12 protein-coding genes are annotated in these 13,191 nt (G+C 37.2%); 1 reads left to right on the forward strand and 11 read right to left on the reverse strand.

Annotated features, from left to right (window positions below):
• Window positions 1-7: 7 nt before the first annotated feature.
• From ADS77_RS02405 to ADS77_RS02440, 8 genes are read right to left on the reverse strand one after another with little or no spacing between them, the layout of a single operon-like run.
• Window positions 8-1,018, reverse strand: a complete 1,011-nt coding sequence (locus ADS77_RS02405) for an ATP-grasp domain-containing protein (protein WP_054452777.1) — start codon at window positions 1,016-1,018, stop codon at window positions 8-10.
• Between the two features lie 2 nt (window positions 1,019-1,020).
• On the reverse strand, window positions 1,021-1,923 hold the full coding sequence (locus ADS77_RS02410; protein ID WP_054452779.1) for a 1-aminocyclopropane-1-carboxylate deaminase/D-cysteine desulfhydrase: 903 nt from the start codon (window positions 1,921-1,923) through the stop codon (window positions 1,021-1,023).
• Window positions 1,920-2,372: a GNAT family N-acetyltransferase gene (locus ADS77_RS02415; protein WP_054452781.1), complete on the reverse strand. Its 453-nt coding sequence runs from the start codon at window positions 2,370-2,372 to the stop codon at window positions 1,920-1,922. Before ADS77_RS02415 ends, ADS77_RS02410 begins: the two co-directional genes overlap by 4 nt.
• Window positions 2,359-3,459 carry a DegT/DnrJ/EryC1/StrS family aminotransferase gene (locus ADS77_RS02420; protein ID WP_054452783.1) on the reverse strand — a complete coding sequence of 367 codons (1,101 nt, stop codon included), beginning with the start codon at window positions 3,457-3,459 and terminating at the stop codon, window positions 2,359-2,361. The genes ADS77_RS02415 and ADS77_RS02420 overlap by 14 nt, the downstream gene beginning before the upstream one ends.
• A 6-nt stretch (window positions 3,460-3,465) precedes the next feature.
• A complete protein-coding gene (locus tag ADS77_RS02425) occupies window positions 3,466-4,896 on the reverse strand; it encodes a lipopolysaccharide biosynthesis protein (protein ID WP_054452785.1) in 1,431 nt (476 codons plus the stop codon).
• Window positions 4,880-5,779: a glucose-1-phosphate thymidylyltransferase RfbA gene (rfbA, locus tag ADS77_RS02430; RefSeq protein ID WP_054452787.1), complete on the reverse strand. Its 900-nt coding sequence runs from the start codon at window positions 5,777-5,779 to the stop codon at window positions 4,880-4,882. Before rfbA ends, ADS77_RS02425 begins: the two co-directional genes overlap by 17 nt.
• 1 nt (window position 5,780) lies before the next feature.
• Entirely contained in the window at window positions 5,781-6,884 is a 1,104-nt protein-coding gene (gene rfbB, locus ADS77_RS02435) for a dTDP-glucose 4,6-dehydratase (protein ID WP_054452789.1), read from the reverse strand.
• A gap of 2 nt (window positions 6,885-6,886) precedes the next feature.
• Window positions 6,887-8,128, reverse strand: a complete 1,242-nt coding sequence (locus ADS77_RS02440) for a nucleotide sugar dehydrogenase (protein ID WP_054452791.1) — start codon at window positions 8,126-8,128, stop codon at window positions 6,887-6,889.
• Between the two features lie 271 nt (window positions 8,129-8,399).
• Between ADS77_RS02440 and ADS77_RS02445 the strand changes: the two genes are divergently transcribed.
• Window positions 8,400-8,702, forward strand: coding sequence for a hypothetical protein (locus ADS77_RS02445; protein WP_152960582.1), 303 nt, complete (start codon window positions 8,400-8,402; stop codon window positions 8,700-8,702).
• 73 nt (window positions 8,703-8,775) lie between these two features.
• Here the strand turns inward: ADS77_RS02445 and ADS77_RS02450 are convergent, their stop codons facing one another.
• From ADS77_RS02450 to ADS77_RS02460, 3 genes are read right to left on the reverse strand one after another with little or no spacing between them, the layout of a single operon-like run.
• The gene (locus tag ADS77_RS02450) at window positions 8,776-11,013 is read right to left on the reverse strand and encodes a polysaccharide biosynthesis tyrosine autokinase (RefSeq protein WP_054452795.1); all 2,238 of its coding nucleotides are present in this window, start codon (window positions 11,011-11,013) and stop codon (window positions 8,776-8,778) included.
• A gap of 14 nt (window positions 11,014-11,027) precedes the next feature.
• Window positions 11,028-11,462: a low molecular weight protein-tyrosine-phosphatase gene (locus ADS77_RS02455; RefSeq protein ID WP_054452796.1), complete on the reverse strand. Its 435-nt coding sequence runs from the start codon at window positions 11,460-11,462 to the stop codon at window positions 11,028-11,030.
• A 1-nt stretch (window position 11,463) separates the two neighbouring features.
• On the reverse strand, window positions 11,464-12,597 hold the full coding sequence (locus ADS77_RS02460) for a polysaccharide export protein (RefSeq protein ID WP_054452798.1): 1,134 nt from the start codon (window positions 12,595-12,597) through the stop codon (window positions 11,464-11,466).
• Window positions 12,598-13,191: the final 594 nt, after the last annotated feature.

The raw sequence follows: 13,191 nt of genomic DNA on the forward strand, positions 1-13,191 counted from the left end.
TTTTAATTTAGCTCAACCTTACTGGCTGAATATCTTTACACCCAACTACATTATATATAATTGATATATCTTTTTCATTTACAGTACTGTTAGAATATAAGCTTAATAACACATTCGGGACGTTAACCCCAGCCAAATGTGAAAATGGATATTGCCCACCAAACCGCGCATTAATCTCTAGCACATAGAATTTTCCTCCTTGCTCAAGGCAGTCGACGTCAACAAGTGCAGTGTGCTTAAGATGTGTTGATATGTTTTTACCTATATCATTCAAAGCGCTATTCTCAACCGTAACAGCAATATCAGTTTCACCTGAACGCATAGCCACTTTTTCTTTACAAAATGTTGCTACATGGTTGCCTTGCAAGTCATTTAATATTTCAATACCAAATTCACCACCGGCAATACACTCTTGGATCAATATTGCTTTATTTATATCGGCACCAGACTCAAACCGGAGGTATGAAGAGTTTATTTCACGTAAAACTTTTTTATAAAAAACATCGAGTTCTTGTTCATTATCTGCTTTATATATAGCAATAGATCCCATTCCCCAGCGTGGTTTAATAATGATAGGGTATTGTAAATCACCTTTTAATATTGCTTGCTTGGCTGAATCAAGGTCAATATAAGTTTTAGGCGTCGGAATCCCTTTATCAAGTAAAAATTGATAACTTAGCCATTTATCATTGCATATATTAATAACATCAAAATCAGAAATAATTACATCAATACCATGCTGTTTAAACTTTTGTTTATTCAGAGCTAAAATAGGTAAATCAATATCAAACAATGAAATAATAACTTTTATTTCATTGTTCAAACAATAATTAATGAGGAAATCTACATATTCTTCAGAATATATTTGTGGTGTGAGAGTATAAAAATCAGCTTGTTTTAGCGCAAAAGTTTCTACGCTATTTGCAGCAAATACCTTTCCGCTATATGCTTTAACTGCATCTTTAAAATAATTAACCAAATAAGATCTACGACCAACCGATGTTAACAAAATATTCATGATTATTTACGTGCCATTAAGTTTAGTAAACCGCCAGTATGCCAAAACAAAATATTAGTATTTTTGTTTAACTGCTGCGTCTTTAAAGTTTTTTCCATACCCAACCAAGCTTTCCCAGTATAGGTAGGATCGAGAATAATACCTGTTTGAGTAGCGACTTTATTAATTAACTCTTCTAATTCGTTAGTAACGTTTTCATACCCACCACAATTGAAAGAGTCATCAAAGTTTATATCGTTAATATAATCTGAATTAAATTTGTTAACATCAATAAACTCCCGTACTGATTTTTTTATTTCTTCTTCACCGCGGTGCTTTTCCCTAGCTACACTGATGCCAAAAACCTGTGTATCTGGAAAGTAATGCTTAAAACCACAGTGTAAACCGGCCTGTGTCGCCCCTGTACCACTTGCCACAAAGACTGCATCAAACTTCATATTAGTCTGCTGTTTAAGCTCTTTAACGGCGTCAAAATAAGCAAGAGTTCCTTCATAGCAATGCCCTCCTCCCCAAATATAAAAAGGGGAAAAGCCGAGAGATGAAAAACGCTCCATTTCAAAATCCATAGTACGAGCTACATTCGTCATTTCGCAATAAACAACTCGAACATTCAACATTTTTAAAAGCTTTAAATTGCCTTGTGATTCTTGTACTTCATCACTATGAATAACAATAGTACACGCTATGCCTAATTCACGGCAACGAATCGCTGTTGCTCTTGTATGGTTTGATTGAATACCCCCACAAGTTACTACCGCATTACATTTTTTTTCAACGCAATTTTCAAGGATATAATGTGACTTCCGGCCTTTATTTCCACCACCGGAAATAGGGTATAAATCATCTCTTTTAATATAAAGGTTATGCCTATCAAATACTCTTTGTAGTGGAGTTGCAATACTCATAACTTTAATTCCATCTCACACCCTTCAATTAGGGTCCCTTCATACAGAAATTCAGCTGTAAGTAAAAAGCCTAATTTTTCATATAAACGAAAAGCAGCTGAATTCTTCTTTACTGTTAATGAAAGTACCTCAAATTTTCTTTCTCTTAATATCACTATAATTTTTAATAAGATTTCATTTGCTAAACCTAAGCCTCTATATTGCTTTCTTACTGCTAAAAATGGAATATACGCTCTTTTATTCACAGTATCGTTTGCATAACAAGCAACAATAGCAGCTATAGTATTATCTTTATGGGCTTTAAGTAGGATTGCATTACTAAAAAGCTTATCCGCATAATCAGTGATGTTAACTCTAGAAGTGAGTTGCGGGGTAAAGTCGGCATCAACTTCATTTATAAAATCAATGAACTCTACTTTCGATTCTGAAGTTAAACTATTTATTATCATGTTTTACAATTTCGACTATTTTTTTAACATCAGATAAGCTTAGATCTGCGTGTATTGGCAGGCAAATAACATTTTTTGATACTTTTTCTGAATGAGTATAATCCCCTGTAAACAACTTATACAATTCAAATTCAGTAATTAATGGAGAAAAATATTTTCTTGCAAGAATGTCGTTTTCCTTTAAGCGTTCAAATAGCTGTTCTCTAGATGACCCAAACTTATTTTCATTAATTATAATTGGGAAATATGAGTAATTCCATTTTAAACTATCTGCTGGTTTAAAAAATGATAAACCAGATAAGCCATCAAGGTCTTTGTAATATACATCCGCAATATTTTTTCTTTTTGCAATTGCCGCATCAACATGCTTTAAGCTTACTAAGCCAAATGCTGCCTGCACTTCATTTAATTTCGCATTCATGCCTGCAAACTTAATATCTACTTCAGATTCAAAGCCAAAATTTTTCAGTTTATCTAACTTATCTTTCATTTCTTGGCTGTGACAAATAACTGCCCCCCCCTCTATAGTAGAGTAAGCTTTTGTTGCATGAAAACTTAAAATAGATAAATCCCCCATATTTAATATAGACGAATCATCTTGCGTGACTCCAAATGCATGTGCTGCATCATAAATTACTTTAAGCTTATGCTTATCAGCAATTTTTTTTATTGATTCGTTATCACATGGATTTCCGTAAACATGTACAGGTAAAATTGCACATGTTTCCTGTGTGATTGCAGCCTCAATTTTATCTGGATCTATGTTAAATGTTGTAGGATCTATATCTACGAAGACAGGTTTTAAATTATTCCATAAAATAGCATGGCTTGTTGCAACAAAACTATATGGTGTTGTGATTACCTCACCTTTTAACTCCAGCGCTTGTAGTGCAGTTATTAATGCCAATGTGCCGTTAGAAAACAAGCTAATAAATGGGACATCCAAAAAATCACATAGCTCAGCTTCCAATTTTTGATGGTAGTAACCGCTGTTAGTTAACCATTTGCGAGACCAAATATCTTCCAGGTATGGGCTAAGCTCCTCAAGTGGCGGGAGTAGGGGTGATGTTACTGTAATTTTATCCATTAAGATCTACTTTTTTCGTGATATGGTTAAAGATAGAAACTGCTTAACAAGCCTTTTTTCAAAAGCTAGCATTAATAATAAATACAAAATAGGTGCAAATATAAATAAAAATACTACTTGGGATACTAGATTGTCGTTAATTAACTGAGCCAAATAATAAGCACTTGCATTTGCTACTATTGCACCCGCCCATATAGGTAGGAGCTCTTTTGACTGCCTAATAATTGTTAATTTCGTCAGCTTCCCCGTGTAATAGGTGTTAATAAAGAGTGATATATAAGATTGAACTATAATTCCATAACAAATAGCCTCAACCCCTATTGGTACAGTTATAAATAAGATAACTGTAGTGATTATTTTTTTTATAATCTCAAGTTTTAAAAATAAATCAGTACGATTTTTTACCTGCAATAAATTTAGGTTGATGGCGTGTATTGGTAGTAACATAAAACCAAAGCATAAAATACTGACAAACCATGCAGATCTTAGCCATTCATCTCCAAGCAACAGCGGTACTAAGTTTGGCGCGGAAAAAGCTAACCCAATCATAAGAGGAAAAATAACTAACGCTGCAAGCTTTAGAGTAATTAAATAAGATTGCTCTAATTTTTGTTCATTTTCCTGCATTCTACTCAATAAAGGATACGTTACTCTTTGAATTATAGTTGTTAGTGTTTTCGCTGGCATGCTAGACAATTGATTTGCTTGAGTAAACAAACCAACCTCGTTAGCATCAAACTTTTTACCAATAACAATTTGGTAAATATTCTTGTAAACAGTATCAATTAGGCCAGAAAGTAACAGCTTAGAACCAAAGCCAAACAGATATGATAATGAATTTTTAGAAAACTTTAGCCTTGGAAGCCAAGGATGCAATAAATTTAACATTAAAGCATTCACTATATTCATTGTGATTGCTTGCCCAACTAAAGCCCAAGCCCCAAAATCGTTTAAAGCCATGTATATAGCAACACAACTAGAACAAAATACAGCAGTTAAAGAAGCCTTAGCTTGAGCCTTAAAATCCATTTTTACTGTTAGCTTTGTCCTTTGGACAAGCGAAAAAGGTGTTATTAAAACTATACACCCTAGCACCCTCGCTAATTCTACTAACTCTGGTAAACCATAAAAATCACCAATCAAAGGAGCGATAGAATACAGAGCTAAGTAAGCAAGACAAGCGACTGCAAAGTTAAAGTAAAAGGCAGTAGAATAATCAATTTCTGTACTATCTAACTTTCTTATAAGCGCAGAACTAAAGCCGCTATCAACAAATACTTGGCAAATGGCAATAAAAATAGCGAGCATACCTACCAAACCAAATGCTTCAGGCCCCAACAACTTAGCAAGGTATAACATTATAACTAGCTGCACCACTTGGGCAGCTAAACGCTCAATTGCACTCCATTTTAAACTACTTTTAGTTTGGGATTTCAAGAGTTTTTTCGTCTTTTATTAAATGTAAAAGATATTGACCATATCCATTCTTTAATAATGGGGTAGCTAACTCTTTAACTTGCTCAGGACTTAACCAAGAATTATTGAACGCAACTTCCTCTAAACAAGCTATTTTATAACCTTGGCACCTTTCAATTGTTTCTACAAATTGCGCGGCCTCGAGCAAGCTTTCATGCGTGCCTGTATCTAACCAAGTAAAACCACGCCCTAAAATTTCCACGTTGAGTTTATTTTGCTTTAAATACATTTCATTCAGGCAAGTTATTTCAAGCTCTCCTCGGTGAGATGGCTCTACCTTTTTTGCCAACTCAACAACTGAGTTATCATAAAAATATAAGCCGGTAACCGCAAAGTGTGATTTTGGGTTAGTTGGTTTTTCTTCAATTGATATCGCTTTTTTATCTTTATTAAACTCAACAACACCAAAGCGCTCAGGATCTTTTACTTGATAGCCAAATACTGTACTGCCATTTCCATTTTTTGCATTATTCACAGCATGTTTTAATTTAGTTGTAAACCCTTGCCCATAAAAAATGTTATCACCGAGCACTAAGCATACATCATCCTTGCCAATGAATTCTTCACCCAGAATAAATGCTTGAGCTAGGCCATCAGGGCTGGGTTGCACCGTATAACTAAGCTCAATTCCAAATTGTGAACCATCACCTAATAAGCGTTTAAATGAATCAATATCTTCAGGCGTTGTAATAATCAATACTTCACGAATACCAGCAAGCATTAATACAGAAAGCGGATAATAAACCATCGGTTTATCATAAATTGGCAATAGTTGCTTAGAAACACCCATTGTGATTGGGTAAAGGCGAGTGCCTGAGCCACCCGCGAGGATAATTCCTTTCATGTTACTTTCCTTGCGTTGTACTGTTTATTTCGCCGAGACGTTCACGTTGATATGAACCGTCTTGCACATTTTGACACCAATTTTGATTACTTAAATACCATTGCACGGTTTTACGCAACCCAGTTTCAAAAGTCTCAATTGGAGTCCAGTTTAGTTCTTTACTCATTTTTGAAGAATCTATTGCATAGCGCCTGTCATGGCCTGGTCTATCATTTACAAATGTAATTTGCTCTGCATAATTTAATTCTTTAGGTACCAATTCATCTAAAATACTGCAAATTGTTTGTACAACTTCAATATTTTGTTTTTCATTATGGCCACCGATATTATATGTCTCACCAACTTTACCTTCAGTGACTACTTTATATAAAGCTCGCGCATGATCTTCTACATAAAGCCAATCGCGAATTTGATCACCTTTACCATAGATAGGTAATTTTTTACCTTCAAGTGCATTTAAAATCACTAAAGGAATGAGTTTTTCAGGAAAATGGTAAGGCCCATAGTTATTCGAACAATTAGTTATAATTGTTGGGAAACCATAAGTTCTTAACCAGGCTCTAACAAGATGATCGCTTGATGCTTTACTTGCCGAATACGGGCTGCTTGGCGCATAGGATGTTTGCTCAGTAAATAAAGGCAGCTCTTTATCTTGCCCATTAGCCTCTTGCTCATCTGGGTGCGGTAAATCACCATAAACTTCATCAGTAGATATGTGATGAAATCTGAAAGCGAGTTTTGCGCGTTCCTCAAGTGAATTCCAATACTCGCGAGCAGCTTCTAATAGAGTGTACGTACCAACAATATTAGTTTGAATAAACTCTGCTGGACCCGTTATTGATCTATCCACATGGCTTTCTGCCGCCAAATGCATTACTGCATCTGGCTTATGTGTTGAAAAAACACGATCTAATTCACAGCGGTTGCAGATATCAACTTGCTCAAAACAATAACGCTCATTTTTATCAACTGATTGTAATGACTCTAAATTCCCTGCGTATGTTAGCTTATCGACATTGATAACAGTATTATTAGTCTGGTTAATAATATGTCGAATTACAGCTGAACCTATAAACCCAGCTCCACCTGTTATTAGTATTTTCATATCTAGCCTAACAATCCTTTAAAATCATAAATAAACTTATCATTTTTAATTGAATGGCAAACATCAATCAACTCAGCATGCCCAACAGCCAATAACAAAGCACTAATACCTTCATTATTATACTCATTAATAATATCTAAATTATACTCTGCTTTAACTTCACTAATGTCAGCCCAAGGGTCGACAATTTCAACGTTGAAACCAAGTTCGAGTAAAGCGATATATAAATCATATACTTTTGTATTTCTTATATCAGGGCAATTTTCTTTAAAAGTAAAACCTAGTAACCCAATTTTGCAATCAACAGGGTTTATTTTCTGCTTAATTAATTGCTTTAAAAAGTCCTGCGCAATATAAGTTGGCATAAAGTCATTAATTTCACGAGCTTTACGCATTAGATCTGGAACGTAACCGGAAGTTTGAGATTTATGAAGTAAGTAATATGGATCAACACCAATACAGTGGCCACCAACTAAACCTGGCTGTAACTTCATAAAGTTCCACTTTGTTCCTGCTGCCTCAATGACTTCTCTAGTGTTAATACCCAGCTTTTCAAATATTTGATGTAACTCGTTCACTAAAGCGATATTGACATCACGCTGAACATTTTCAATTACTTTAGACGCCTCAGCAACTTTTATTGAACTTGCTTTATGTGTACCTGCGGTAATAATAGATTTATAAAGTTGATCTACTTTTTCAGCAATTTCAGGAGTAGAACCACTCGTAACTTTTAAAATATTAGTTACACGACGCTCTTTATCACCTGGGTTTATACGCTCTGGTGAATAGCCAGCAAAAAAATCTTGATTAAACTTAAGACCTGATACCTGCTCTACTACTGGTAAACACGCCTCTTCAGTAGCGCCAGGGTATACGGTTGATTCATATATAATAATATCGCCTTTTTTAACCACCTTACCTAGCATTTCACTGGCTTTAATAAGCGGTGTTAAATCTGGCTGTTTATGATCATCAATTGGGGTTGGTACAGTAACTATATATATATTGCAACTTTCAAGGTCTGATACCGTATAAGAGTAGTTTAAATGTGGAGACTCTTTTAACTCTTCGTCACTTACTTCAAGTGTAGAGTCATGGCCTGATTGTAATTGCGCAATTCGGCCTTGGTTTATATCGAACCCCAATACAGGGAACTTTTTACCAAACTCAACTGCTAATGGCAGGCCTACATAACCTAAACCTATGATGCCAATCTTTAGGTCCGTTAATGAATCGTGCATTTTAATACTCTCTTGATGTTAAATTTAAATTAGTTCTAGGTTCTAGGTTCTAGGTTCTAGGTTCTAGGTTCTAGGTTCTAGGTTCTAGGTTCTAGGTTCTAGGTTCTAGGTTCTAGGTTCTAGGTTCTAGGTTCTAGGTTCTAGGTTCTAGGTTAATCAGCTTTAAAGTAAAAGATGAAAGGTCAAACCTTTCGCAGCTAAAGCTAGCTCCTACGAAATACTTTTTACCACTGAGGTCACCGAAGTTCTTCGCTATACAGAAAAAACCATCGTGGCTAAAGCCGACTCCTACGTGCTCTCTGTGGTTAATCTTTTACTTTTATTACAAGTGCGCGGCATAAAGCCCCGCCTACAAAACATTTTTACCACCGAGGTCACCGAAGCGCTTCGCTATACAGAGAAAACCATCGTGGCTAAAGCCGACTCCTACATGTTCTCTGTGGTTAATATTTTACATTTATTACAAGTGCGCGGCATAAAGCCCCGCCTACAAAACATTTTTACCACCGAGGTCACCGAAGCTCTTCGATATATAGAGGAGCAACTCGTGGCTAAAGTCGACTCCTACGTTTAATACATAGGAGCTATGCTTTAGGAACTAGGCCCTAGTTACTTTCCCCTAACACCTAAATCCTAGCACCTCTCTCTTACTTATCCGATTTATACTCGTAGTTGTAGTAGCCGTAGTAACCGTACGCATTGCTGGCTTTTTTAAGTACGCCGTTAAATACTACGCCTTTTACGTCTATACCGTTTTGTTCAAAACGATTACGCGTAAGCTCAATTTCTTTAATATGGTTTTGGCCAAAGCGTGTTACCAATAATGTAGTGCCCGTGTGCGCACTTACAATGGCAGGATCAGTTACCGCTAAAATTGGCGGGGTATCTATAATAACAATATCGTACTCAGCACTCACTTCCGCAACCAATTTACTAAAGTTGCTATGCATTAATAACTCTGATGGGTTTGGCGGTATTTGCCCACGCGTAATTACACTCAACCCTGCAACTGTTGTTGGTTTAGTTACTTGTGTTAAGTTTAAGCGACCTGATAGGTAATCACTTAATCCATCATTCCACTTTAATCCAAACTGAGTTTGCAAATAGCCTTTACGCATATCGGCATCTATAATCAGTACTTTTTTGCCACTTTGTGCCAGTACTGCTGCCAAGTTTACTGATATAAATGATTTACCTACACCTGGGCTTGGGCCTGATATTGCAATAATGTTATTTTTAGCTTCCATCATCGCAAAGTGCAGACTGGTTCGTAAACTACGCAGGGCTTCTATTGATAAATCTGCAGGGTTATCAAGCGCCAATACTGACTTAGGTTTATTTACTTTATTTTTAAGTGCTTTACTAAAACCGGTTAGCTTATCTTGATAATCTGAATACGGTACGCTTGCGTATACTGGCAGGCCAATTGCTTCAATCTCGTTAGGGTCTTCAACCCCTTTGTGCATGGCTTTTTGTACTAATACAATCGCGACTGCAAGCATGCCACCTAACATAGTTGCCATAACTACAATCAAGGCCTTTTTAGGCTTAACAGGCTTTGATGTATTTACTTCGGCAGAGTCAATAATACGTACGTTACCTACAGTACCTGCACGTACAATATCTAGCTCTTGTGTTTTACCTAATAGCAATGTGTAAATTTGGTTGCTTACTTCAACATCACGCTTTAAACGTAACAATTCTTGTTGAGTTTCTGGTAGGTTACCTACCTCACCCACTAATTCCTTTTTCTGCTCATTAACCGCACTAATTTGCTCAATTAAACCTTGATACGTTGGGTGGTCCCTTTTAAACTTACGGCTCATCTCTAAACGTTTAAGCTCTAGCTCTTGTAATTTAGTTTCAAGCTTTACTACTTGCTCTAATACGCCTTGCGTTTCTAAAGTAATGTTAATTGACTGGCGTTTTATTTGGTAATCGTTAAAGCGCTGCTCAGCAAACTCAAGTTGCTTTTTAATTTCAGGTAGTTGTACCTCTAAAAAATCGAGCGATTTTTTAGCCTCAGCGCTGTTACGTTCAACATTACGGCGTACATATATGCCCGCTACCTTATCAAGTACTTTTTCAGCATAAGCTGGTTTAGTACTTTGTAAGCTTAAATTAATAATACCTGAATCTTTGCCTTTTTCGCTTGCACCTATTGCTGCTTGCAAGTCTAAAATGGTATTTAATCGGTCTTTACGTAAAATTGTAAACTCTGTGCCTTCGCGAGCATTTAAACTACGTACGGTTAAATTAAATTGACCATTAGTAAGCTCTTGCCCCACTTTACCTGCTAAAATTTGCTCACTTTCACCATCCAATAAAGCAACACCATTATTTACTTGCGCAACTAACGTAAAGCCCCTTCCTATCGCCGAATTTGGCACATCAAACCTAAATACATCAACGCTTTCACCGCCCCACGCATACGAGCTTGCGCCAAAGCTAGGTTCAGCTAACTCCCCCTCAGCTAGTGGTGTAAATTTACGAAATGCACGTCCCCCAATAAATGGGTAAAGTTTTGGCACAACTATAATATCGAGTTTTAAGCTATCAACTGCTTCACCAATGATTGAACGTGATTTTAATAGCTCAATCTCAGTTACAGCGGCTGATGTGCTTTCAAACATGCCGGCCATATCGTCAAAACCAGGGACTGAGCCGCTGCCGTCTTCAACTTGGATCATCGCGGTTGCTTGGTATACTGGGGTCGAAAGTACGGCATAGACTACGCCAATAAACATAAAGGCGGCTGTTAGCGCGATTATAAAATATTTACGATCAATTAATGCACCTAATAATGCCATTAGGTCTATTTCTTGGCTTGCTTGTTGTGCTGTGTTTTGTTTGTTTGCTGCTAATGCAGTGGGCTGAGCATTCATGTACTAGCCTATCCTTATAAATACTTTTGCCAAGCGCTACAGGCGCTGTCGATTAATTCGTATACGTGTTCAAACGCTTCTAGACTTTGCCTGTAAGGGTCGGGGATTTCTTTATCGCCTAGCCACTTACCCAATAAAAAAGCCTTACCGCGCGCTTCTGGATAGCGATTACATAAATCGGTTAAATGCCGCTGTTCCATCACTAAAATCACACTATTTTGTGCCACTAGTGCAGAGCTTAACTGACGGCCTTGATGTTCATCCATGTTAATACCATGACTTACAGCAATTTGCTTTGCCGTTGCATCAGCAGGCTTACCTTCAAGAGCTGTTAACCCTGCCGACGAAACATGTATATTTTTACCTGCTAGCTTACTTTTTAATACGTATTCAGCTGTTGGGCTACGGCATATATTACCAGCACAAATTATTAATACTGAGTCAAACACTTTAATTATACCTCTTTTCAAGAACCGCAACGCTATCATCAATTTGCTCTATAGCCGCAACTGAAGGTAATAATAAGCTAATTACGCGGTTCCAACGTGCTAACGGTGCCGAGGTTACATATACAATATCGTGCGGTTGCAGTTCAAACTGCTCCGCTAATACTAACGCAGCAATATTTTTTGCATGCAATTGATATACATCAGCAATAATGCCGTCTTTTTCTAAATCGCGTTTGCGTAATACAAAAATACCGTTTGCATTTGCTGTATTTTCGTTTAAGCCTCCAGACTCACTGAGCGCCTCAGCTAAATTTAAACCGTATCTGTTTATGTCTACCGAGCCTGCTTCTTTAACATCGCCAAGTACAAATACACTTTGTAGATCGTTGCGGTTAACATGCACTATATCGCCATGTTGTAATAAACGGTTTTGTGAAATATCGCCATGCGCATAAAAGTCATCAAGTTTAATAACTTCTGTTTTCTCGCCGCGGGTAAAAGTAACTGTGCGCCAGTCTGCCGCTTCGGTTAAGCCGCCAGCTTGATTAAGTGCGTCAATTAATGTGAGTGGTATTTCTGTTACTGGGTATACGCCTGGTTTAGTAACCTCACCTGTTATGTAAGTTTTTTGGCTTCTAAAACCAACCACTTTAATATCAACTTGTGGGTCTTCTATTACGCGGCTTAATCGTTTTACTAATTCTTTATGGATTTGGCCAACTGTTTTACCTGCAGCAGGAATATTTGGTGCGTACGCGTAGGTAATGGTGCCATCAGCTTGCACCCTAAAACCATCAAATTCTGCTGTACGTTGTACCGCTGCTGGTATTGTTAATTCTGGGTGATCCCATACACCTATAGTTAATACATCACCAACACCAAGTTTATATTCATAATCATGCGTATCTATACCATCGAGGTTTGATGGTGGCTTGATTTTTTTACTCGCCTGCTTTTGCTGATAAATTAATGATGAGTCAATAATTTGAATATTTACTTTTTCAAGATCTTGCTCTAGGTTTCGTGTTTTCTCACCCGATTCGATTCCTTCGAAATGGCTACCGGGGATGATTGTACAACCTGTCATTGTGAGCAAAGTGAACGATGCCACAAGTGTTTTACAGCTTAGCGCCATTATTAATTCCCAAATATTATTAAATTCTAAAACTTTCAGCGTATTTTAAGGTAATTGCTGCTATTTTTCGCAGGCTAATTAAACCATGGCTCTACCCGCTTCGCAAGGTCGGCCGTACAGTTATCGCGCGTGCAATTAACTTTTTTGTAATTTGATTAACAAAGAGTGCCCATTCGGTATTTTATCACGCAAAATAGCTTACTTAATATAAACGCTTAAACCTGAAAACAAGCTGACTCGATACTTAAAATAGGTACTTATAGTACAGTTAACCTAACTTTTAATGCTTAATGGTACTTCGGACACGCTTCCGCCCCTAGGTTGCAGTTCCTACGTACTGATAAGTACATTTTAAATTGTTTAGCGCTGAGATAATAAATCGCAGCTAAAGCGGGCGCCTACGTAAATTAAACACCAATACCAACCCGTAGGCGGGAGTTTACCTCGCGCAGGTTTAGCATTTATCCAACCTTACATTTGCGCGGCGTAAAGCCCCGCCTACGCAAATTAAACACCAATACCAACCCGTAGGCGAGAGTTTACCTCGCGCAGGTTTAGCATTTATCCAACCTTACATTTGCGCGGCGTAAAGCT

The organism is Pseudoalteromonas porphyrae (genome assembly GCF_001298125.1).
Lineage (GTDB): Bacteria > Pseudomonadota > Gammaproteobacteria > Enterobacterales > Alteromonadaceae > Pseudoalteromonas > Pseudoalteromonas neustonica.

Coding starts and splice junctions, on each gene's coding strand:
- ADS77_RS02405 (WP_054452777.1), bottom strand. CDS start 1,018: ATGAATATTTTGTTAACATCGGTTGGTCGTAGATCTTATTTGGTTAAT.
- ADS77_RS02410 (WP_054452779.1), bottom strand. CDS start 1,923: ATGAGTATTGCAACTCCACTACAAAGAGTATTTGATAGGCATAACCTT.
- ADS77_RS02415 (WP_054452781.1), bottom strand. CDS start 2,372: ATGATAATAAATAGTTTAACTTCAGAATCGAAAGTAGAGTTCATTGAT.
- ADS77_RS02420 (WP_054452783.1), bottom strand. CDS start 3,459: ATGGATAAAATTACAGTAACATCACCCCTACTCCCGCCACTTGAGGAG.
- rfbA (WP_054452787.1), bottom strand. CDS start 5,779: ATGAAAGGAATTATCCTCGCGGGTGGCTCAGGCACTCGCCTTTACCCA.
- rfbB (WP_054452789.1), bottom strand. CDS start 6,884: ATGAAAATACTAATAACAGGTGGAGCTGGGTTTATAGGTTCAGCTGTA.
- ADS77_RS02440 (WP_054452791.1), bottom strand. CDS start 8,128: ATGCACGATTCATTAACGGACCTAAAGATTGGCATCATAGGTTTAGGT.
- ADS77_RS02450 (WP_054452795.1), bottom strand. CDS start 11,013: ATGAATGCTCAGCCCACTGCATTAGCAGCAAACAAACAAAACACAGCA.
- ADS77_RS02460 (WP_054452798.1), bottom strand. CDS start 12,597: ATGGCGCTAAGCTGTAAAACACTTGTGGCATCGTTCACTTTGCTCACA.